Annotated in this window: 19 protein-coding genes; 13 read left to right on the forward strand and 6 right to left on the reverse strand. The window is 67.5% G+C overall.

Going from position 1 to position 21,262, the window contains the following annotated elements:
- Positions 1-52 precede the first annotated feature (52 nt).
- The gene (frr, locus tag QSJ18_RS05850) at positions 53-610 is read left to right on the forward strand and encodes a ribosome recycling factor (RefSeq protein ID WP_286325364.1); all 558 of its coding nucleotides are present in this window, start codon (positions 53-55) and stop codon (positions 608-610) included.
- 146 nt (positions 611-756) lie between these two features.
- Positions 757-1,554, forward strand: coding sequence for a phosphatidate cytidylyltransferase (locus QSJ18_RS05855; protein WP_286325540.1), 798 nt, complete (start codon positions 757-759; stop codon positions 1,552-1,554).
- 9 nt (positions 1,555-1,563) lie between these two features.
- On the opposite strand, the gene QSJ18_RS05860 is transcribed toward QSJ18_RS05855, so the two are convergent.
- Positions 1,564-1,968 carry a LapA family protein gene (locus QSJ18_RS05860; protein ID WP_286325365.1) on the reverse strand — a complete coding sequence of 135 codons (405 nt, stop codon included), beginning with the start codon at positions 1,966-1,968 and terminating at the stop codon, positions 1,564-1,566.
- Between the two features lie 30 nt (positions 1,969-1,998).
- On the opposite strand from QSJ18_RS05860, the gene rlmN reads away from it, so the two are divergent.
- Positions 1,999-3,105 carry a dual-specificity RNA methyltransferase RlmN gene (rlmN, locus tag QSJ18_RS05865; RefSeq protein WP_286325366.1) on the forward strand — a complete coding sequence of 369 codons (1,107 nt, stop codon included), beginning with the start codon at positions 1,999-2,001 and terminating at the stop codon, positions 3,103-3,105.
- Positions 3,106-3,199: 94 nt separating this feature from the next.
- Here the strand turns inward: rlmN and QSJ18_RS05870 are convergent, their stop codons facing one another.
- Positions 3,200-3,475, reverse strand: coding sequence for a DUF2631 domain-containing protein (locus QSJ18_RS05870; RefSeq protein ID WP_286325368.1), 276 nt, complete (start codon positions 3,473-3,475; stop codon positions 3,200-3,202).
- Between the two features lie 161 nt (positions 3,476-3,636).
- Here QSJ18_RS05870 and puuE point away from each other — a divergent pair, with 161 nt between their 5' ends.
- From puuE to QSJ18_RS05900, 6 genes are all read left to right on the forward strand, one after another.
- Positions 3,637-4,620: an allantoinase PuuE gene (puuE, locus tag QSJ18_RS05875; protein ID WP_286325370.1), complete on the forward strand. Its 984-nt coding sequence runs from the start codon at positions 3,637-3,639 to the stop codon at positions 4,618-4,620.
- 83 nt (positions 4,621-4,703) lie between these two features.
- A complete protein-coding gene (gene dxr, locus QSJ18_RS05880) occupies positions 4,704-5,879 on the forward strand; it encodes a 1-deoxy-D-xylulose-5-phosphate reductoisomerase (RefSeq protein ID WP_286325371.1) in 1,176 nt (391 codons plus the stop codon).
- A 63-nt stretch (positions 5,880-5,942) separates the two neighbouring features.
- Entirely contained in the window at positions 5,943-7,169 is a 1,227-nt protein-coding gene (locus QSJ18_RS05885; RefSeq protein ID WP_286325372.1) for a M50 family metallopeptidase, read from the forward strand.
- 46 nt (positions 7,170-7,215) lie between these two features.
- A complete protein-coding gene (gene ispG, locus QSJ18_RS05890) occupies positions 7,216-8,391 on the forward strand; it encodes a flavodoxin-dependent (E)-4-hydroxy-3-methylbut-2-enyl-diphosphate synthase (protein ID WP_286325373.1) in 1,176 nt (391 codons plus the stop codon).
- A 66-nt stretch (positions 8,392-8,457) separates the two neighbouring features.
- Entirely contained in the window at positions 8,458-9,294 is an 837-nt protein-coding gene (locus tag QSJ18_RS05895) for a GNAT family N-acetyltransferase (protein ID WP_286325374.1), read from the forward strand.
- 93 nt (positions 9,295-9,387) lie between these two features.
- The gene (locus QSJ18_RS05900) at positions 9,388-11,232 is read left to right on the forward strand and encodes a penicillin-binding transpeptidase domain-containing protein (RefSeq protein WP_462475995.1); all 1,845 of its coding nucleotides are present in this window, start codon (positions 9,388-9,390) and stop codon (positions 11,230-11,232) included.
- 18 nt (positions 11,233-11,250) lie between these two features.
- Here QSJ18_RS05900 and QSJ18_RS05905 read toward each other — a convergent pair whose 3' ends face one another.
- The 3 genes from QSJ18_RS05905 to QSJ18_RS05915 are packed head-to-tail and all read right to left on the reverse strand — an operon-like array spanning position 11,251 to position 14,212.
- Complete coding sequence (locus tag QSJ18_RS05905) at positions 11,251-12,093, reverse strand: ABC transporter ATP-binding protein (protein WP_286325375.1); 843 nt, start codon at positions 12,091-12,093, stop codon at positions 11,251-11,253.
- Positions 12,090-13,109 (reverse strand): FecCD family ABC transporter permease, encoded by a 1,020-nt coding sequence (locus QSJ18_RS05910; RefSeq protein ID WP_286325542.1) that lies wholly within the window; start codon positions 13,107-13,109, stop codon positions 12,090-12,092. Before QSJ18_RS05910 ends, QSJ18_RS05905 begins: the two co-directional genes overlap by 4 nt.
- Positions 13,110-13,159: 50 nt before the next feature.
- Positions 13,160-14,212, reverse strand: coding sequence for a heme/hemin ABC transporter substrate-binding protein (locus QSJ18_RS05915; RefSeq protein ID WP_286325376.1), 1,053 nt, complete (start codon positions 14,210-14,212; stop codon positions 13,160-13,162).
- A gap of 263 nt (positions 14,213-14,475) precedes the next feature.
- Between QSJ18_RS05915 and map the strand changes: the two genes are divergently transcribed.
- The gene (gene map, locus QSJ18_RS05920; RefSeq protein ID WP_286325377.1) at positions 14,476-15,339 is read left to right on the forward strand and encodes a type I methionyl aminopeptidase; all 864 of its coding nucleotides are present in this window, start codon (positions 14,476-14,478) and stop codon (positions 15,337-15,339) included.
- A 194-nt stretch (positions 15,340-15,533) separates the two neighbouring features.
- A complete protein-coding gene (locus QSJ18_RS05925; RefSeq protein WP_286325378.1) occupies positions 15,534-16,415 on the forward strand; it encodes a hypothetical protein in 882 nt (293 codons plus the stop codon).
- 69 nt (positions 16,416-16,484) lie between these two features.
- Here the strand turns inward: QSJ18_RS05925 and QSJ18_RS05930 are convergent, their stop codons facing one another.
- Positions 16,485-18,764 (reverse strand): protein kinase domain-containing protein, encoded by a 2,280-nt coding sequence (locus tag QSJ18_RS05930; RefSeq protein WP_286325379.1) that lies wholly within the window; start codon positions 18,762-18,764, stop codon positions 16,485-16,487.
- Positions 18,765-18,824: 60 nt separating this feature from the next.
- Between QSJ18_RS05930 and QSJ18_RS05935 the strand changes: the two genes are divergently transcribed.
- Positions 18,825-20,369, forward strand: a complete 1,545-nt coding sequence (locus tag QSJ18_RS05935; RefSeq protein ID WP_286325380.1) for a cobyric acid synthase — start codon at positions 18,825-18,827, stop codon at positions 20,367-20,369.
- Positions 20,370-20,445: 76 nt separating this feature from the next.
- Positions 20,446-21,249 (forward strand): alpha/beta fold hydrolase, encoded by an 804-nt coding sequence (locus QSJ18_RS05940; RefSeq protein WP_286325543.1) that lies wholly within the window; start codon positions 20,446-20,448, stop codon positions 21,247-21,249.
- Positions 21,250-21,262 lie beyond the last annotated feature (13 nt).

Genomic DNA, 21,262 nt, shown 5'->3' on the forward strand with positions numbered 1-21,262 from the left:
CACAGTCAGACCACTACCGAGCCGACCCACTGACCGTAGAAACGGGGACCAGATGATTGACGACGCGTTGTTGGACGCCGAGGAGAAGATGGAAAAGGCGGTGAACGTCGCCAAGGAGGACATGGGTTCCATCCGGACCGGTCGCGCCAATCCGGCGATGTTCAACAAGGTCAGCATCGAGTACTACGGTGCGCTCACGCCGATCACGCAGGTCTCCAGCATCACCACCCCCGAGCCACGGCTGGTCGTCATCAAGCCCTACGAGGCGTCGAGCCTGCGGGATATCGAGACCGCGATCCGCAACTCGGATCTCGGCGTGAACCCGACCAACGACGGCAACATCATCCGGGTGTCGATCCCGCAACTGACCGAGGATCGTCGTCGTGACCTGGTCAAGCAGGCCAAGGGCAAGGGTGAGGACGCCAAGGTCGCCATCCGCAACGTGCGCCGCAAGGCCGCTGACGAACTCAAGCGGATCCAGAAGGACGGCGAGGCCGGTGAGGACGACGTGGTGCGCGCCGAGAAGGAACTCGACAAGACCACCGCGGGGTATGTGCAGCAGGTCGATGAACTGGTGAAGCACAAAGAATCCGAATTGCTCGAGGTGTGAGCGCCGCCCCGCAACGACGCGGTCAGCGCCGGAATACCTCTGGACCGACGTCGTCTTCCTCCGCCGGTGAGCCGCCCACCGGCCCGGCATCAGGTAGCGCGTCGGCTTCGGGCTCCCCGGAAAAGAAGTCGCGCGCCGGTCGTGACCTGCCGGCCGCCATCGGCGTAGGGGTATCGCTCGGGGCCGCGATCATCGTCATCCTGCTCTTCGCGCCGAAGGTGTGGTTCGGTCTGGTCGCCGTCGCACTGGCGATCGCCACCTGGGAAGTCGCCAAGCGCCTGCGCGCGGGTGGTTACGACATCGCGCTCTGGCCGCTGCTGATCGGTGGGCAGGCCATCATCTGGGCGAGTTGGCCGTGGGGGCAGACCGGACAGCTGACGGCGTTCACGGCGACAGTGCTGGTCGCGATGGTGTGGAAGCTACTTGCGCAGGGATTGTCCGAGGCCCCCAAGAATTACCTGCGCGACCTCGCGATCACCGTGCTGGTGCTGGCGTGGTTGCCGCTACTCGCCTCGTTCGGCACCTATCTCGTCGTGCAGGACGACGGCGCCGCCCGGGTGGCCACCCTGATGATCGTGGTGGTCTGCTCGGATGTCGGCGGGTATGCGGCCGGGGTGCTCTTCGGTAAGCATCCGATGGCGCCGGCGATCAGTCCCAAGAAGTCCTGGGAGGGGATGGCAGGCTCATTGCTGGTCGGCGGCATCGGCGCGGTCTGCTCGGTGCACTTCCTGTTGGGCAACCACTGGTGGATCGGCCTGATTCTCGGGCCGGGTCTGGTGATCTGCGCAACGCTCGGTGACCTCGTCGAATCCCAGGTCAAACGGGACCTCGGGATCAAGGACATGGGTACGCTGCTGCCCGGCCACGGCGGGATCATGGACCGGCTGGACTCACTACTGCCATCGGCGTTCGTGGTGTGGGCGGTGCTGACCGCGCTGCTGTGAGCGCGTGGGCTACTTGCCAGCCTTCTTCAGGGCGCGTCGCATCTGCAACATCCGCAGACCACCGATCAGCGCCACGATGAGCGCGCCGGCGATCGCGGCGATCAGGAGGCTGACGCCGACGGGCAGGTCGACCGTCCAGAACAGCAGGGTGATCGCCTGGGACTCCAGATTCTGCAGGATGAAGACCAGGAGCAGGATCAGGATGATCGCCCCGATGACCAGTCCGTAGAAGGTGGCGCGGGTGCGCGTGTGCTCGACATCGCGAACGCTGTTGCGCAGTTCATTGCGTTCGTTGAGCAGCGCCTGGTGTTCGGCGGCGGCCTGCGGGTCCACCGGCGGCGCGTCAAAGGCGGTGGGATCGAGGTGTCCCGCCGTGGGGTCGACGCCGGGATGCTGCGGATCTGGTGTCGTCATCGCCCCATCATTACATGCGACAATGGCTGCATGACGTCATTGCCACTCGTGTTCGACGCGCCCAAACGCGGGCGCCCGCCGACACATTTCACCGACCTCGAACCGGAGGCGCGGATCGCGGCGGTGACCGAACTGGGCCTACCGAAGTTCCGGGCCGACCAGCTCGCCCGGCAGTACTACAGCCGACTCAACGCCGACGTCGCCGAAATGACCGATCTGCCCGCAGGTGCTCGCGAGTCGGTCGGCGAACGGTTGTTCCCGCAGCTGCTGAACCCGGTCCGGCACATCTCCTGTGACGACGGCAGTACCCGCAAGACCTTGTGGCGTCTGCACGACGGAACGCTGCTGGAATCGGTGCTGATGCGTTACACCGACCGCAACACCCTGTGCATCTCCAGCCAGGCCGGTTGCGGCATGGCCTGCCCGTTCTGTGCGACCGGCCAGGGCGGTCTCGACCGTAATCTGTCCACCGGCGAGATCGTCGACCAGGTCCGGGCGGCTGCGCGATCGTTGCGCGACGGCGAGTTCGGCGAGCCCGGACGCCTGTCGAATGTCGTGTTCATGGGTATGGGCGAGCCGCTGGCCAATTACAAACGGGTGGTCAGCGCGGTACGACAGATCACCGCACCCGCACCGCAGGGGCTGGGCATCTCGGCCCGGTCGGTCACCGTGTCGACCGTCGGGCTCGCCCCGTCGATCCGCAGGCTCGCGGACGAGGGCCTGTCGGTCACCCTCGCGGTCTCCTTGCACACCCCCGACGACGAACTCCGCGACACCTTGGTCCCGGTCAACAACCGATGGTCGGTGCAGGAGGTGCTCGACGCCGCGCGGTACTACGCCGACACCACCGGTCGTCGGGTGTCGATCGAGTACGCACTCATCCGTGACGTCAACGACCAGCCGTGGCGTGCGGACATGCTCGGTCAGAAGCTGCACAAGGCGCTGGGATCGCTGGTCCATGTGAACCTGATCCCGCTGAACCCGACACCAGGCTCGGAATGGGACGCCAGTCCCAAGCCGGTCGAGCGTGAGTTCGTCCGGAGGGTCCGGGAGCAGGGGGTGTCCTGCACCGTGCGCGACACCCGCGGCCAGGAGATCGCGGCGGCCTGTGGTCAGCTCGCCGCCGAGGAACGCTGACCACGACCCGAATACAGACGGACCGCCCGTGGTGAACGGGCGGTCCGAAGTGGTGCCGGCGCCGGAGTCATCCGGCGAGAAGTTCTGAGTGGGTTCAGCGCTTCCAGGTGCCGCGGTTGCGGAGGGTGCCGTAGATGGCCAAGCCGACCAGGCCTGCGGCGATGGCGACGAGGTAGATGTCCTCGACATGGCCGACATGGTTGCCGATCAGCATGCCGAGCAGTGCGATGACACACAGGATGGTCATCGTCCAGTAGGTCTTGACCGCGCCGTTGCCGTGCCAGCCGAACCGTGCGGACGGTGCTTCCGAGGGTTCACGAACCCAGCCGGTGTCGATGACGTCGGTGTGCTGCACATCGGTGCTTGCCACAGGGGACTCCTCACTGCGCGGACGTCAGATCTCTGACGATCGGTAGTAGTTCAGCGATCAGCATAGCGGTATCGCCGCCCGATCATCGCAGTGCCATCGCCGTAACCGCCGGGGTCGGCGCTCACCCGGCCCCGGACGCGTCGAACTGACAGAATTCGGCCATGTCGCCAATTCCACAGTCGTCGTCGGGAGATCGTTCACCGCACACGCTGGCCGCCTATCGCGCGGAGAATTATCCGCGCGACATGATCGGCTATGGCGCCACCCCGCCTGACCCGCAGTGGCCCGGCGGTGCGAAGATCGCCGTCCAGTTCGTCCTCAACTATGAGGAGGGTTCGGAGAACAACGTCCTCGACGGTGACGCCGCGAGTGAGACCTTCCTGTCCGAGATGATCGGCGCGCAGGCCTTCGGTAACCGCCACATGAGTATGGAATCGCTCTACGAATACGGCTCGCGAGCCGGGGTGTGGCGGATCCTGCGACTGTTCTCCGACCGTGGGCTGCCGCTGACCATCTTCGCGGTCGCCCAGGCGATGGCGCGCAACCCCGAGGCGGTCGCCGCCTTCGCCGAGCGCGGCGACGAGATCGCCTGCCACGGCCTGCGCTGGCTGAGCTACCAGCTCACCGACATCGACATCGAACGCGAACACATGCATGCCGCGGTCGCGCTGCTGACCGAGATCACCGGTGCCGCGCCACTGGGCTGGTACACCGGCCGGGATTCGCCGAACACGCGCAGGCTCGTCGTCGAACACGGTGGATTCGTCTACGACTCCGACAGTTACGCCGACGATCTGCCCTATTGGGTCGGTGTGCCGACCGGTGGTGGGGCGGACGTCGATCACCTGGTGGTGCCCTATACCCTGGACACCAATGACATGAGATTCGCCTCGCCGGGCGGATTCGGTTCGGGGGAGCCGTATTTCGCATATCTGCGGGATGCCTTCGACGTGCTCTACCGGGAGGGCTGCGAGGGGGCACCGAAGATGCTCTCGATCGGGCTGCACTGCCGGCTCGTCGGCCGACCGGCCCGGCTGGCCGCGCTGGAACGCTTCGTCGACCATGTGCTCGCCCACGACGACGTCTGGATCGCGCGCCGAATCGACATCGCCGACCACTGGCGCCGCGTGCATCCGCCGCGCTGACGTCCGGTCGCCGAATGACGTCGGCGGTAGTGCGGCGCGGCGCGATGCGGGCGACGGCCCGCCGGTGGGCCAGAATGGAAGACGTGTCCACACGTGTGCTCATCCTCGGCTCCACCGGATCGATCGGCGTTCAGGCGCTCGAAGTCATCGGCGAACATCCCGATCGATTCCAGGTCGCGGGTCTCGGCGCGGGCGGTGGGAACCTCGATCTACTCGCGGCGCAGGCGGCCCGGTTCGGCATCGGTCCGGACCGGCTGGCCGTCGCCGACGCCGACGCGGCGGTCACGCTGGGGAATACGGTCGGCGGACGCGTCGCCGGCGGCCCGGACGCGATGTGCGATCTGATCGCGGCCGCCGACGCCGATGTGGTCCTGAACGCGGTGGTCGGGTCGATCGGGCTGGCACCGAGTCTGGCCACGCTTGCCACCGGTGCCCGGTTGGCGCTGGCGAACAAGGAATCGCTGGTGGCGGGCGGATCGCTGGTGCTCGACGCCGCCGCCCCCGGCCAGATCGTGCCGGTCGACTCCGAGCATTCGGCGATCGCGCAATGCCTGCGGGCCGGCAGCGCCGACGAGGTCGACCGACTGGTGCTGACCGCGTCGGGTGGGCCATTCCGCGGCTGGACCCGCGCGCAGTTGGAAGATGTGACGCCCGAACAGGCCGGCCGGCATCCGACCTGGTCGATGGGGCCGATGATCACCCTCAACTCGGCGACGCTCGTCAACAAGGCGTTGGAGGTCATCGAGGCGCATCTGCTGTTCGGCGTCGACTACGACCACATCGACGTGACCGTGCATCCGCAGTCGATCGTGCACTCGATGGTCACCTTTGTCGACGGTGCGACCGTCGCGAAGGCGTCGCCGCCGTCGATGAAGCTGCCGATCGCGCTCGCTCTCGGCTGGCCCGATCGCGTGCCGGGGTCGTCGATGGCCTGCGACTTCTCGACCGCGGCCCAGTGGACCTTCGAACCCGTCGACAACGAGGTCTTCCCGGCCGTCGAACTGGCTCGGACCGCCGGTCGGGGTGGTGGAAGTCTCACCGCAGTCTTCAACGCCGCCAACGAAGCCGCCGCCGCCGGCTTCTTCGCAGGCCGGATCCGGTTTCCGCGGATCGTCGAGGTCGTCGCCGAGGTGCTCGCCGACGCCGATCAGTGGCGCAACCCGCCAGGTACTGTGGAAGAGGTCTTCGCCGCCGATCAGTGGGCGCGCGCGCATGCCGCGCGCCTCGTCGAATCCACCGCGAGCCGCACCCGGGACTGACCGGGACGGCACCGGTGGCGGTGCGATCGGAGAGCATAGGCGAAGTCTGGATGGAGTGAGTACGTGAGTTTCGCGATCGGCGTGACCCTTTTCGCGGTGGCGTTGCTGTTGTCGGTCGCCTGGCACGAATGCGGTCACATGTGGGCGGCGCAGGCCACCGGCATGAAAGTGCGACGCTACTTCGTCGGATTCGGCCCGACCCTGTGGTCCACCCGCCGTGGTGAAACCGAGTACGGGATCAAGGCGGTGCCACTCGGCGGGTTCTGCGACATCGCGGGCATGACCCCGCACGAGGATCTCGCGTGGGACGAACGCGACCGCGCCATGTACAAGCAGTCCGCGTGGAAACGCCTGGTCGTACTCTTCGCGGGCCCCGCACAGAACTTCATCCTCGGCTTCGTCCTGATCATCATCGTCGGATTGAGCTTCGGGCTGCCCGACCTCAGCCCGCCCCCGACCCCCGCCCGCGTCGCCGAGACGAATTGCGTCTCCCCGAAGATCGACATCGTCGGCAACAAACAGACCAAGGCGCCGTGTACCGGTGCCGGTCCGGCCGCCGACGCCGGACTCCTGCCCGGCGATGAGATCGTCGCCGTCAACGGCCAGCCGGTCGGCAAGGCGGCCGACCTGACGCCGGTGATCCGCGCGAGCACCGGACCGGTGGTCCTGAGCGTGCGGCGCGACCAGCAACAGCTGCAACTGACGATGACGCCACAGCCGGTCACCGTCACCGCCACCGGCTCGGACGGCAAGGTCGAGTCGCAGACCTACAACATGGTCGGCGTCGCCTACGACACCCCGCCCGCGGTGAACCACTACGACGTGGCCGGCATCCTCCCCGGAGCCCTCGGCTTCACCGGTGATCTGTTCCGGGAGACCTGGAACGCGCTGCTGTCGCTGCCGTCGAAGGTCAGCGGACTGTGGACCGCGGTCACCGGCGGCGAACGCTCGCTGGACACCCCGGTCAGCGTGTACGGCGCGTCGGTGCTCGGCGGTCAGGCCGTCGAGCGCGGACTGTGGGACATGTTCTGGATCCTGCTGATCAGCATCAATTTCTTCCTCGGCCTGTTCAACCTGGTCCCGTTGCTGCCGCTGGACGGCGGACACATGGCGATCGTCGGGTACGAGAAGGTTCGTGACCTGATCCGGCGGATGTTCGGGCGAGCCCCGGGCGGCGCCGTCGACTATTACAAGCTGATGCCGATCACCTACGCGGTGGTCCTGGTGATGGGTGGATTCATGGCATTGACCCTCACCGCCGACATCGTCAACCCGATCGACCCGTGGTGATGAGAAGCACCGCGAGCCGCAACCACTGTGACCAGAGGTGAATGAGATGAACTCCCCATCGGATTCGGCAATCCCGATCGGTCTGGGTATGCCGGCGGCGCCGCTCCCGGTCCTGGCGCCGCGCCGCAAGACCCGGCAGATCCAGGTCGGGTCGGTGGGCGTCGGCAGCGACCACCCGATCTCGGTGCAATCGATGACGACCACCAAGACCCACGACATCAACGCGACCTTGCAGCAGATCGCGGCGCTGACCGCGTCGGGCTGCGACATCGTGCGGGTGGCCTGTCCGCGCAACGAGGATGCCGAGGCGCTGCCGATCATCGCCAAGAAGAGCAAGATTCCGGTGATCGCCGACATCCACTTCCAGCCGAAGTACATCTTCGCCGCCATTGACGCCGGGTGCGCCGCGGTCCGCGTGAATCCGGGCAACATCAAGGAGTTCGACGGCCGGGTCAAAGAGGTCGCCAAGGCCGCAGGCGACGCCGGCATCCCCATCCGCATCGGGGTGAATGCCGGTTCGCTCGACAAGCGGATCATGGAGAAGTACGGCAAGGCCACCCCCGAAGCACTCGTCGAGTCGGCGCTGTGGGAGGCGGGTCTGTTCGAGGAACACGGCTTCGGCGACATCAAGATCTCGGTCAAACACAACGACCCGGTGATCATGGTCGAGGCCTATCGGCAGCTCGCGGCCCAGTGCGACTACCCGCTGCACCTCGGCGTGACCGAGGCCGGGCCGGCATTCCAGGGGACCATCAAGTCGGCGGTGGCCTTCGGCGCACTGCTGTCGGAGGGTATCGGCGACACCATCCGCGTTTCGTTGTCTGCGCCCCCAGCCGAAGAGGTCAAGGTCGGCGACCAGATCCTGCAGTCGCTCAATCTGCGTCCACGCAAGCTGGAGATCGTGTCCTGCCCGTCCTGCGGGCGAGCGCAGGTCGATGTCTACAAGCTCGCCGACGCCGTGTCGGCCGGTCTGGAAGGGATGGAGGTTCCGCTGCGAGTCGCGGTCATGGGCTGCGTCGTCAACGGACCCGGCGAGGCGCGCGAAGCCGATCTCGGGGTCGCCTCGGGCAACGGCAAGGGGCAGATCTTCGTCAAGGGTGAAGTCATCAAGACCGTGCCGGAAGCCGAGATCGTGGAGACCTTGATCGAGGAAGCGCTGCGGATCGCGGGCGAATCGGGAGAAACTGGAGAGATCGGGCAACCCGTGGTGACCGTCTCGTAGTCGCGCAGACGGACCCAGACCCGGGTGCGCGGTGCAATGGTGTCGGGCGGCGATGAAGGAGTGGCAGTGCTGAAGCTTCTGGGCGACAAGCCACTCGGTGCGCGTGACATGGATGCGGTCCGGTCTGTTCTCGACTCGGATCCGGTGGCCAACTGTATGGTCGCCGCCCGTTTCGAAGCGCACGGCATCGCGCCGCGACTGCTCGGCGGCGAGTTGTGGACGGCGGGTGATCCGTCGAACTCCCTGTGTTTCTCCGGCGCGAATCTGATCCCGATCACCGGCAGCGCCGCAGACCTCGAGTATTTCGCCGATCGGGCCGTTGCGGCACCCCGGATCTGCTCGTCGATCGTCGGACGCGCGGATCTGGTCATGCCGCTGTGGCAGCAGATCGAGCCCGCGTGGGGACCGGCACGCGAGGTACGACCGGTGCAGCCGCTGCTGGTTCTGGAGGGCGCACCCGCGGTCGCACCCGATCCCGCGGTCCGGCTGGTCACGCTCGACGACCTCGACACCTATATGCCCGCCGCGATCGACATGTTCATCGGGGAGGTCGGGGTCGACCCAACTCTCGGCGACGGTGGACGGTCCTACCGGCGGCGACTGGCTACTCTCATCACCGCCAAGCGGGTCTTCGCACGTTTCGACGACGGTGAGGTCGTGTTCAAGGCGGAGATCGGCTCGATGTCGAGGCGCGTCGGGCAGATCCAGGGGATCTGGGTGTCGCCGGACCTGCGGGGCGGCGGGCTCGGGGCAGGGGGGACAGCCGCGGTGGCCGCGGCGGTGACGGCCGTTGGGCGCCTGCCGAGTCTCTACGTCAACAGTTTCAACCTGCCTGCGCGGGCCGTGTACGAGCGCGTCGGATTCACCGAGGTGGGTACGTTCGCGACCATCCTCGTCGACTGATCGTGCGATCGTCGATGTGATCCCCGTCGAGAGTCGGGTGTCCCGCGTGGCGCGCCGAGGATGGCGTGGGTGCGCACCTAAACTCGCTCATTGATGGGACAACACGTAGGGGAGCGTCGGCGCGGGCGTTCGATCATGGCGTTCGGTGCAGCGGTCTGCGTATTGTTGGCCGTCGTCCTGACCGGCTGCGCAGGCGACGAGGATGACGGTCCCCGCCGGGCCGCAGAACGCTTCCTCGCCGCCTTCGCGGCACGTGATGTGGTGACGGCCGCGGCAGCCACCGACAACGCCGACGCCGCCGAAGGTGCGCTCGACGCCGCCTGGACTGGACTCGCCGCGACGTCGCTGCGGGCGGAGGCCGGAAAGGCGTCGGTCAGCGGCGACACCGCCGAGATCACCGTCGACTACCGCTGGCGGCTGCCGCGCGACCGCGAATGGGCATATCCGGCCACCGTGCGGCTCAGCCACACCGACGCAGGCTGGACGGTGCGCTGGTCGAGCACCGACATCCATCCGGGGCTCGGTGCCGATCAGCGACTGTCGTTGCGGGTGTTGCAGTCACCGCGCGCAACCGTGAACGAGGCGGACGGGTCGGAGGTGATGGTCGACGGCACCTTGATCGGCGTCACCTTCGACGCCAAAGAGGCTGCCCGGCAGGGATCGGTCGCCGATTCGGTGACCCAGCTCGTCGACGTGCTCGGCCCGTTCGACCGGTCGTTGTCGGCCCAGCAGATTGCCGAGGAGTCGACCGCGACGACGGGCCCCTACCCGATCATGCGGCTGACCGAGGACACCTTCAACCGCTTGCGTGACCGGCTCGCGATCCCCGGTGTCGGCCACAACGAGCAGCGGATCCTCACCGCCAAGGACAAGAACTTCGCACCCGCGCTGCTCAGCCAGGTGCGCAAGGTGGTGGAAAGCGATCTCGACGGCCAGACCGGCTGGCGGGTCGTCACCGTCAACCCCAACGGGCTCGACGCCGACGTGCTCGCCGATCAGGCCCCCCAGCCCGCGCCGGCGGTCGGGCTGAGCCTGTCCCGGTCGGTGCAGACCGCGGCGCAGCGGGCGGTGAACGCCACCGACCGTTTCCAGATCGCGATGGTCGTCATCCAGCCGTCCACCGGCCGGATCCTCGCGGTGGCGCAGAATCGGGCCGCCGACCGGCAGGGGCCGATCGCGACGACCGGCCTCTACCCGCCGGGGTCGACCTTCAAGATGGTGACCGCGGCGGCCGCGATCAGCCGCAACCTGGCGCATCCCGACACCTATGTGCCGTGTCCCGGTGAGATCCAGATCGGTCCGCGTCTGATCCCGAACTACGACCGGTTCTCGCTGGGCACGGTCCCGATGCAGCGGGCGTTCGCACAGTCCTGCAACACCACCTTCGCGAAACTGGCCAGTGAGATGGGTCCGAGCGATCTCGCGCACACCGCCGCCGCGATGGGGCTGGGCCGGCAGTACACCATCGCCGGTCTGGACGCGGTCTCCGGTTCGGTGCCCATCGCCAACGAACTGGTGGCCCGCAGTGAGGACGGCTTCGGTCAGGGCAAGGTGCTGGCGAGTCCGCTCGGGATGGCGTTGGTTGCGGGAACTGTCGCCAACAACGGCAAAGCCCCTGTGCCACAACTTATCTTGGGTAAGCAGACACGGGTCGACGGTCCGGGCGCGGTCTTGGATCGCGGTGTCGTCGCGCAGTTACGACCCATGATGCGGGCGGTGGTCACCGAAGGTACGGCGACCACGATCAACGGGCAGGGACCGATCTTCGGCAAGACCGGTGAGGCCGAGTTCGCCGGCGGATCGCATGCGTGGTTCGCCGGGTATCGCGGTGACCTGGCCTTCGCGACGCTGGTGGTTCGTGGCGCCGACTCGAACAACGCGGTCGCGGTGACCCGCGACTTCTTCAATTTCCTGCCTGCGGGATACGGCCTGCGCTGAGCGCGGGTTCGGCGCGGATCAGCCCTCTGTCGCAGCGGGTCGGTCGAGGGGGGACCGCCGGGGCAGCACGACCAGCCGGCCCTCATGTTCGATGACCTCGACCGGATGGTCATAGGTCTGGGAAAGCAACTCGGGGGTCATCACCTCGCGGGTGGGGCCGAAGGCCAGCAGCTCACCCGACTTCATCACCGCCACCGCATCGGCATGTGCCGCGGCCAGAGAGAGGTCGTGCACCACCAGTAGCACCGCGGCCCCCGACGCGCGGTGATCGCCGAGGATGTCGAGAACTTCTTCCTGATGACGCAGGTCGAGGGCAGCGGTCGGTTCGTCGAGCATCATCACCGGCGCGGCCTGCGCAATCGCCCGGGCCAGCGACACCCGCGCCTGCTGACCCCCGGACAGCTGTGCGAAGGGGCGATCGGTGATGTCGGCGAGGTCGCACCGCTCGATGGCGTCGGCGATGAGCTGCGGTGAGTCGACCGCCTGCGGTGTGCGCAGCCAGGGGAATCGACCCATCTCCACCACCTCGCCGACGGTGAACGGGGTATCGGTCCGGTTGTGCTGGGTGACCATCGATCGTCGGCGCGCGAGTTCGCGCGGCCCGATCGAACCGAGCGGTCCGCCGCCGATCCACACCGAGCCGCGTTGCAGCTTGCGGGTTCCCGACAGCACCGACAACAGCGTCGACTTGCCACAACCGTTGGGACCGACGAGCGCGACCAACTGGCCGGGTTCGACCCGTAGGGACACGTCGCGAACCACCTCACGGCCACCGAGTGACACCCAGATGTGTTCGGCGACGATGCCGTCATGACCGCGGGCGGAGTGCTCCGCGGCGTGATCGATACCCGACGTACTCACCAGCCCACCCCCGCATGCCTGCTGCGGCGCAGCAGGAGGAAGAAGACCGGCCCACCGATGAAGGCGGTGAACACACCGATGGGTAGTTCGCCCTCGCCGTAGACGGTGCGTGCGGCCAGGTCGGCGGCGGCGATCACCAGCGCCCCGCCGATGACGCTGGTGGGCAGCAGAATCGAGTGTCGGGGCCCGACGATCAGCCGCATCACATGCGGGACGACCAAACCGACGAAGGCGATGATCCCGGCGAAGGCGACGGCCGCCGCGGTCAGGATGGCCACCAACACGATCGCCTGCCGGCGAACCTTCTCGACGTGGACACCCAGCGCCGCGGCCTGGATCTCGCCGAGCGCGAGAAGATCCAGTTTGCGCACCAGAACCAGGCTGAGACCGACCCCGACGACGATGAGCGGTGCCGCCACCCACACCTCGCTCCAGCCTTTGCCGTCGAGGGACCCGAGCTGCCAGAAGACGATCTGCTCACGCTGTTCCGACGATGCCACGGTGGTGAGGTAGGCGATGATGCCCAGGGTGAAGGCGTTGACCGCGATGCCGGTCAGCACCAGCATGATCGTCGACGAGGAGCCGTCGCGCAGCGACAGGAAATAGACGGCAGCCGCGGTGATCAGACCACCGACGAAGGCCGCCCCGGCGATACCCCAGTTTCCCGCGAGCGCACCTTCGCCGGCCACCGTGCCGCCGGTCGTGACGATGACCAGACACGCCCCGACCGCGGCCCCCGACGACACGCCGATGATGCCCGGTTCGGCCAGCGGGTTGGCCAGCACACCTTGCAGCAGGCATCCTCCCGCGCCCAGTCCGGCGCCGACCAGCAGGCCGAGCACGATCCGGGGGAAACGCACATTCCACAGCGCACCTTCGCCGAGCGGATGGGAAGGCAGTGGCCCGACATCGATATGCCAGTGGTGCAAGACCGAGCCGATCACCTCCAGCGGCGGTACCCGCACATGACCGGTGCCCGCGGACACCACCACGATGACGGCCAACGCGACCAGCATCACCACGACGACCGTGATGTTGCGGGCCGGGCTGTTACGGCCCCAGCGGCTCACGTGTAGATCGCCTCGGCCAGGGCGGCGATCACCTCGCCGGTGTCGGGGCCGAAGGACAGCAGTGTGGATTGATCCATCTGCACCACCCGACGATGGCGCCCGGCGCCGGTGTCGGCGATGCCGGGGAGTGCGAGCACGCCGTCGGGTCCGCCGACGGTGGCGGCACCCTGCGTCATCACCAGGATGACGTCGGGATCGGCGGCCAGTACGGCTTCGGCGCTGAGCTTGGTGAATGGTTCGCTGAGCCCGGACCGCTGGGCGGCGTCGACGCCGCCGAGTTCGGCGATCAGGTCGTCGGCGCCGGATCCGGGGCCGCCGACATAGAGGATGCCCGGCCCGCGCACGTAGATGAACATCATCGACGGGTCGCCGGACGGGGAGGGGACCCGGCGCCGGGCCTGCTCGATCTGCCGGTGGGCGCGTGCGATGAGCTGCTCGCCCTGCGGTGCGACGCCGAGGGTCGAGGCGACCGCACGCATCAGCGGGTCGTCCCCGGCCAGGCTGCGCCGTCCGGAGAACACCACAACCGTCACCCCGGAGTTGCGGATCTGATCGACCGACGCCTGCGGCAGGGTGGTGTCGGTGACGAGGAGCAGGGTGGGGGCGAGGGCGAGAACGGCTTCGGCGTTGATGCTGTGACCGCGGTTGGTGACCACCGGCAGGTGTGCGGCGGAGCCGAACGACGTTGACGCGTCCCGGCCGACGACGTGAGAACCGAGTCCGAGGGAGAACACGATGGTGCCGAGGGTGCCGTACTGATCGACCGCGATGACCCGACTGGCGTCGGTCACGGTGACGCGGCCGTAGCGCAGGGAGTCGACCGTCGTCGGCAGTCTCGGGGTCGGATCATCGGCGACCGGGTTGACGTCGGCGTCGGGCAGGGTGGCGGTTTGCGGACCGTCGCGCAGATGCTCCGACGGTGCGACCGACGGTCGTCCCTGATCGATGGGTTCGACAAAACATGCGCTGGTAGCGGTTGCGATCAGCAGGAGCAATCCCACGAGCAGCACACGCGCACCCGATCGGGTGTCGCCGCAGTTCGGCGTCATGGGGTCCTTTCCACCTAGCCGGTCGTCCGCTGATCCGGCACCCGTGCGGTTCTTACCCTCACCTTACTTGTCGGGTCGCCGACGTATCCGGGCCGGGCGCGCGGATCGGGAGGGTCCCCGACGGGTTTCGTGACGCTCGCGCGTTCCTCGCGAGCTCCGCGGCCGGGGCAGCTCGGCGCATGCGCGTCGCTTCCCACCGGCGGCAAGAGGCGCACGGCTGCCTGGTCATCGAAGTCGGCCGCCACGTCCCATAAGCTGGCTGCATGCCAGTTCGCGCACCCCTGCAGCCCGGTGTCCTCTCGCCGACCCGTCCGGTTCCCGATTCGATCGAGCGTCCCGAGTACGCCTGGAAGGACAGCGTCAACGAGGGGCACGAGCCGTGGGTGCAGACTCCGGAGACCATCGAGAAGATGCGGCTGGCCAGCCGCATCGCCGCGAACGCGCTGGCCGAGGCCGGGAAAGCCGTCGCACCCGGGGTGACCACCGACGAACTCGACCGGATCGCTCACGAGTACATGATCGATCACGGCGCCTACCCGTCGACGCTGGGCTATCGGGGCTTCCCGAAGTCGTGCTGTACCTCCCTCAATGAGGTGATCTGCCACGGCATCCCGGACTCGACGGTGATCGAAGACGGCGACATCGTCAACATCGACGTCACCGCGTACATCGACGGCGTACACGGCGACACCAATGCGACCTACCTGGCCGGGGACGTTGCCCCCGAGGTCGTCGACCTGGTCGACCGGACCCGGATCGCGACCGAGCGGGCGATCAAGGCGGTCAAACCCGGGCGCGAGCTGAATGTGGTCGGGCGAGTCATCGAGGCCTATGCGAATCGGTTCGGATACAGCGTGGTGCGCGACTTCACCGGACACGGCATCGGCGAGACGTTCCACAACGGGTTGGTGGTCTTGCACTATGACCAGCCGAATGTCGACACAGTCCTGGAACCCGGCATGGTGTTCACGATCGAGCCGATGATCAACCTCGGTGGACTGCCGTGGGAGATGTGGGACGACGGCTGGACCGTGGTCACCGCCGACCGAAAGTGGACGGCCCAGTTCGAGCACACGTTGGTGGTCACCGACGACGGTGCGGAGATCCTGACGCTTCCCGACGCCTGATCGTCGACGACTCCCAGACGACGGCGGATCGAGCTCGACGCGTCGCGCTGAGAATTGCCGACCGCTGATCGGTCGGGCGATATACCTTCGGTGACAATCGATCGTCGCGGCCGTGCGTTATGTCAGGATTGACCAAGCCCTGATCCCGGTGTTCCCGGGCGGGGCTTGATCTTTGCCAGGACGAGAGGACGATCGTGGGCTACCCGAACAATCCCAACAATCCGAACAACCCCTATCAGCCGCCGGTACCGCCGCAACAGCCGCCGGTGCCGCCGCAGCAGCCGGGCTGGGGCCCACCCCCGCCGCAACCCCCGGCGGGCGGAAAGAAGAAGGCCTGGTGGATCGGCGGGCTGATCGGGCTGGTCGCGATCATCGCGATTGTCGCGGTGGTGCTGGCGCTGACCCTCGGCGGCGACGACAGTGATGACGACAATGCATCGCCGACGCCCTCGGGTACGTCGGCGCAACCTGCACCGGCCGCCTCGGCGACGTCGATCCTGCTGCCCGAATCCGCGTTCCCGTCGCTACCCGACGGCAAGTTCTCGACCGAGACCGGCCCGTCCAGCGACGATTCGGATGTGCGCGTTGACAATGCCGCCTGCGAGAAGTTCTTCAAGTCGCCGGATTCGACCGCGGACCAGGCCACCCGTGAGCTGAAGAGCGAGCAGTCGAGTAGCCGGAGCTTGAAGACCGTCAGTTACGAGGCGAAGGTGACCAAGGAGGTCGACCCCAGCTACACCACGGACTTCGACTCGATCATCGGCGCGTGCAGCAACGTCACCCTGTACATCGACAACGACGGCACCGAGATTCCCGTGCAGGTCACCATGGAGAAGGTCACCGCGCCGGGTATCGACGGCGACTACAAGGGAGTCCTGATCAAGGGGCAGTTCGAGACCAGCGGCATCGCCTTCAAGATGGAGAACACCATGCTGCTCGGCGTGACCGACGGCGTGTCCTTCCGCACCGGCTACAGCTTCCTGGGCACCTCCGACCAGTCGAGCGATTCCGACGCCACCGCCACCATGGCCACGATGTTCAATCAGCAGCGCAAGCTCATCGCCGACGCGCAGTGACGTCGCGCGGATGAGTCCGGTGGCATCCGATCACACGTCGGATGCCACCGGCCTGGCCCGGAATGCGGGTCAGGGCACGCTGATTCGGACGGGGTCGGTAGAATAACGGCCGGGCGCGGCTGTACCCAGCTGGCCTTTGTCGTTCATTCCCCAGCAGTACAGATCGCCGGTGGTCTGCGCACACGTATTCGACGCCTCGACGGCGACCCCGGTCGGATTCGTGATCGAGCCGACCCGGGTGATGTTCCCCGAGTCGCCATAGAACTGCCAGCAATCGAGCGAGCCGGAAGTGATCGCACATCCGGTGGACGAACTGATCGAGACGGTGGTCGCGTTCGAGACGCCGACGGGCTTCGGCGTCGTCGAGCCCGCGTCGGTCGATCGTCCGGTGACATTTCCCCAGCAGGACACCGTGCCGTCGACGATCGCGCAGGCAGTGCTGATCGAGACGGCGATGGCGGTCGCCGTACCGCGTAACCCGAGGACCCGTGTCGGGGTCTGACGGTCGACGGTGGTGCCGTCGCCGACCTGCCCCAAGGTGTTGCTTCCCCAGCAGTAGGGACCGCCGTCCGCGACGGCGCACGTGGTCGACAGGCCGGTGCTGATGGCGGTGACGTCGGACAGGCCGTCGACTTGCACGGGCAGATCGGAACTGCGGTTGGTTCCGTCGCCGAGCTGTCCGTTGGTGTTGGCACCCCAGCAATAGGCGTTGCCACCGCTGATGGCGCATGTGGACAGGCCGACGCTGAGTCCGGTGACGTTGCTGATACCCGCAACCTTGCGCGGAGTGGTGCGGGCGTCGCTGCCGAGGGTGTATCCCCAGCAGTACACATCGCCCGCCGACACCGCACAGGTCGTACCCAGGCCACCGACGTCGACCTGGGTGACGTCGTTCAGCGGGACGCGCGTCGGAGTCGGACGATCCACGGTGGTCCCGTCACCGATGCTGCCGTATTTGTTTCCGCCCCAGCAGTACAGCGATCGATTCTCGATGGCGCAGATGGTGCCGCTGATGCCGGTGGCGATGGTGCTGACCTGTGGTGTGGTCGGGGAGTTCGGTTCGCTGGGCTCGGTCGACGGTTCCGTCGACTCGGACGGGCCGCTGGCTGCCGGTCCCGATGACGAGTTCGAATCCGATTTCGACACCAGGATGCCGACGGTGACCGCGCCGCCGATGAGGAGCAGGACCGCGGCAACCGCCGCGACGATCACACCGGTTCGTCTGCGGGGAGCATTCGACATCTGGCCGCCGGGCAGGGGATGACCGACGAACCCATGCGGGACCCCGACGCTGGGCGCGGGCACGACGGCGTCGGGTCCGGCCGGCGCCGCGATGGGTCGCGACGGCGGTGGTGACGACCTCATCCCGGCCTGCATCCGCGCCTGTGGACCGGATACGGATGGCGGACCGGATACGGATGGGAGACCTGCGGCCGCCGGGGTCGTCCGCACCCCAGCCGGCTGGGCGCCGGACGGCTGCCGTCCCGGCGTGACCGGCGTCGGGTCGCGATAGGAAGTGCGCGGTGGCCCGGACCGCAGGGCGGTGGTCAGGGCAGCGGTGAATCCGGCGCAGTTCGGGTATCGCTGTCGGGGATCCTTGGCCAGTGCGCGGGCAAAGATCGGGTCCAGCCACCCCATCGACGGGTTGACGGTCGAGATCCGCGGAATCGGGCCGCTCACATGTCCGGTGATCAATGCCAGCGGGCTCGTACCGGGTACCGGCTGCCTACCGGTGAGCAACTCGAAAGCGGTGCAGGCCAAGGCATATTGGTCCGACGCACCACTGGCTGCCGATCCGTCGAGGGTCTCCGGCGCCGAGTAGGCCAGGGTACCGATGAAGAGATTCGTTGCGGTCAGCTGGACAGAATCGACCAACCTGGCGATGCCGAAGTCGAGGACCGTCACCCGTTCGATCCGCCCGGCATCGTCGCGGCGTACCACGATATTGCCGGGTTTGATGTCACGGTGGATGACCCCGCGGCTATTGGCGTAGTCGAGCGCGTCGGCGACGCGGGCGGTGATCTCGACGACGTCCACCGGTGGCAGCGGGGCGGCGTCGTTGAGGTCGGCGCCCTCGAGATAGCTCATCGTGAACCAGGCGCTGCCGTCTTCGACGCCGTAGGAGTGCACGGTGACGATATTCGGGTGGTCGAGGCTCGCGGCCAGCAGCGCCTCGTTGCGGAAGCGGCCGGCGAAGGTCGGGTCGGTGGCGTTGGCGGAGATGACCTTGATGGCCTCATGCCGTCCAAGACTCGGATGTTCGGCCAGATACACCTCACCCATGCCACCCTTGCCGAGCGGTCGCACGATGCGATACCCGGCAAACGTCGACCCTGGTTCCAGCGTCACCTCGACCTCCCCACTCGGTGCCTGTCCGGACCACCTTATCGACCTGCGTAATCTGGCCGGGTGGACGGACTCCGGGGAGCGTTGCTGATCGGCGGGACCAGCAGCGACGCAGGCAAGAGCCTGGTGGTCGCTGGGCTGTGCCGGGCACTGGTCCGCGACGGTGTCCGGGTCGCGCCGTTCAAGGCACAGAACATGTCCAACAATTCGGTGGTCACCGCCGATGGTGGTGAGATCGGCCGGGCGCAGGCACTCCAGGCATATGCCTGCGGGCTGGCACCGTCCACGCGATTCAACCCGGTGCTGCTCAAACCCGGCGGCGACCGACGTTCGCATGTCGTGCTGCGCGGCCGACCGGCCGGCGATGTTGGGGCCGCGGACTATGTGCGCCGACGCACCCAGCTGGCGTCGATCGTCGCCGATGAACTGGCTAGTCTCCGTGACGATTACGACGTCGTGGTCTGTGAGGGCGCCGGTTCGGTTGCCGAAATCAACCTGCGTGCCTCCGACATCGCTAACCTGGGGCTGGCCCGCGGCGCCGATCTGCCCGTCGTGCTGGTCACCGACATCGATCGCGGCGGGTCGCTGGCGCACCTGTTCGGCAGCACCGCCATCCTCGACGCCGCCGATCAGCGGCTCATCTCCGGATTCGTGATCAACAAATTCCGCGGTGACCAGTCGATACTGGACCCTGGGCTGGTGCGGCTGGGGGAGCTGACCGGACGTCCGACCTTGGGCGTATTGCCCTTCGCCGAGAACCTCTGGATCGACGCCGAGGATTCGCTGGCGGTGCCGGTGGGCCGGCGTGTCGGACCGGCCGGCGGCGACGGCGACCCCGGTGCCACCCGGCTGTCGGTGGCGGCGATCCGGTTGCCGCGCATCTCCAACTCCACCGACGTCGAGGCCTTGGCCTGCGAACCCGGCGTCGACGTCACCTGGGTCGACGATCCGGGCAGTGTGGTCGCCGCCGATCTGGTGGTGGTGCCCGGTACCCGGGCCACCGTCAGCGACCTGGGCTGGCTGCGCGATCGCGGACTGGGCGCGGCGCTGACCGCGCGCGCGGCCCGCGGGGCACCGACCATCGCGATCTGCGGTGGATTCCAGATGCTGGCCCGCACCATCGACGACCCGGTCGAATCGGCGGGCGGGCGGGTGGACGGGCTGGGCGTCTTCGATATCGACATCGTCTTTCACCCGGACAAGACGTTGCGGCAGGTGACCGGCGTCGTGGACGGCGAAGCGGTCACCGGCTATGAAATCCATCACGGTCGGGTGGAACGGAGTGCCGAGCGGGACTGGATCGCCACCGATCCGGCGGCCGTCGGCGCCGACGCGGGAGCGATCCGCGGTGGGCTGCGCGGCACCCACATTCACGGGTTGCTGGCCAATGACCGCTTCCGGCGGGTGCTGTTGCGGCAGGTGGCCGACGAGGCAGGCAAACACGATTTCGTGGTGGCCGCCGACACCGAGGTCGACGCGGTGCGAGCCGCCCAGGTCGATCTGATCGCCGATCTGCTCGTGGCGCATCTTGATATGGGTGCGGTCGCCGAACTGATCGCGACCGGACCGACGCCAGGTCTGCCGACCATCACCCATCTATTGAGCTGACCCCAGCCCCGGCCGATCCTTACCTGCGGGAGGATCGTCGCCTATCGTGGGGCGGGTGGAGACAGAGCAGCGGTCGGTGACCGTGGGGGACTACACCTTCGACGTCCGGATCGGCGGTCCCGAGCGTGGGCCGTGGGTCCTCTTGCTGCACGGGTTCCCGGTCAACGGATCGTGCTACGACGACGTCGTCGGCCGCCTGCACGAGTCCGGTCTGCGAACCATTGTCCTCGACCAGCGGGGCTACAGTCCCGGGGCGCGGCCGACCGAGGTCGACGCCTATCGGATCGATCATCTCGTCGACGACGCTCTCGGCGTGCTCGATGCCCTGCAGGTGCCCTACGCGATCCTCGTCGGACACGACTGGGGTGGGATCGTCGCCTGGCACCTGGCCGGTAAGCACCCGGATCGGTTCACCGGGCTGGTCGTCGCCAGCACCGGCCACCCGTCTGCGGTGGCGGCCGCGCTGGCGAACAGCGACCAGCGTGAACGGTCTTCGTACATCAAGGATTTCGTTGCCGACGGGGCCGAGGAGAAGTTGCTGGCCCGCGACGGCATACTGTTGCGCCGGGCTGGGTGCACCGCGACCGAACTCGAACCGCTCACCCAGCCGGGGGCGATGACGGCGGCACTCAACTGGTATCGGGCGAATTTCGCCGGTGACATCAAGGCGACGATGAGCTGCCCGCCCATCGAGGTGCCGACGACGTTGGTGTGGAGTACCGGTGACGCCGCACTCGGACGCGAACAAGCACAGGGCACGTCACGGTTCGTGTACGCCGATTTCCGGTTCTGCGAGCTGGCCGACGTCGACCATTGGATTCCGCAGAAGGCATCCGCAGCTCTGGCGAGTGAGATCGCCCTGCGCTCAGCGGTTTTCTGAGCGCAGTACGGCC

Source organism: Gordonia heveisoli, from assembly GCF_030315745.1.
Lineage (GTDB): Bacteria > Actinomycetota > Actinomycetes > Mycobacteriales > Mycobacteriaceae > Gordonia.

What these genes read in the sequence shown, in the direction of transcription:
- QSJ18_RS05915 (WP_286325376.1), bottom strand. Translation starts at nt 14,212, where the DNA reads ATGACGCCGAACTGCGGCGACACCCGATCGGGTGCGCGTGTGCTGCTC.
- puuE (WP_286325370.1), top strand. Translation starts at nt 3,637, where the DNA reads ATGTCGCCAATTCCACAGTCGTCGTCGGGAGATCGTTCACCGCACACG.
- QSJ18_RS05900 (WP_462475995.1), top strand. Translation starts at nt 9,388, where the DNA reads ATGGGACAACACGTAGGGGAGCGTCGGCGCGGGCGTTCGATCATGGCG.
- rlmN (WP_286325366.1), top strand. Translation starts at nt 1,999, where the DNA reads ATGACGTCATTGCCACTCGTGTTCGACGCGCCCAAACGCGGGCGCCCG.
- QSJ18_RS05910 (WP_286325542.1), bottom strand. Translation starts at nt 13,109, where the DNA reads ATGCTGGTCGCGTTGGCCGTCATCGTGGTGGTGTCCGCGGGCACCGGT.
- QSJ18_RS05860 (WP_286325365.1), bottom strand. Translation starts at nt 1,968, where the DNA reads ATGACGACACCAGATCCGCAGCATCCCGGCGTCGACCCCACGGCGGGA.
- frr (WP_286325364.1), top strand. Translation starts at nt 53, where the DNA reads ATGATTGACGACGCGTTGTTGGACGCCGAGGAGAAGATGGAAAAGGCG.
- map (WP_286325377.1), top strand. Translation starts at nt 14,476, where the DNA reads ATGCCAGTTCGCGCACCCCTGCAGCCCGGTGTCCTCTCGCCGACCCGT.
- ispG (WP_286325373.1), top strand. Translation starts at nt 7,216, where the DNA reads ATGAACTCCCCATCGGATTCGGCAATCCCGATCGGTCTGGGTATGCCG.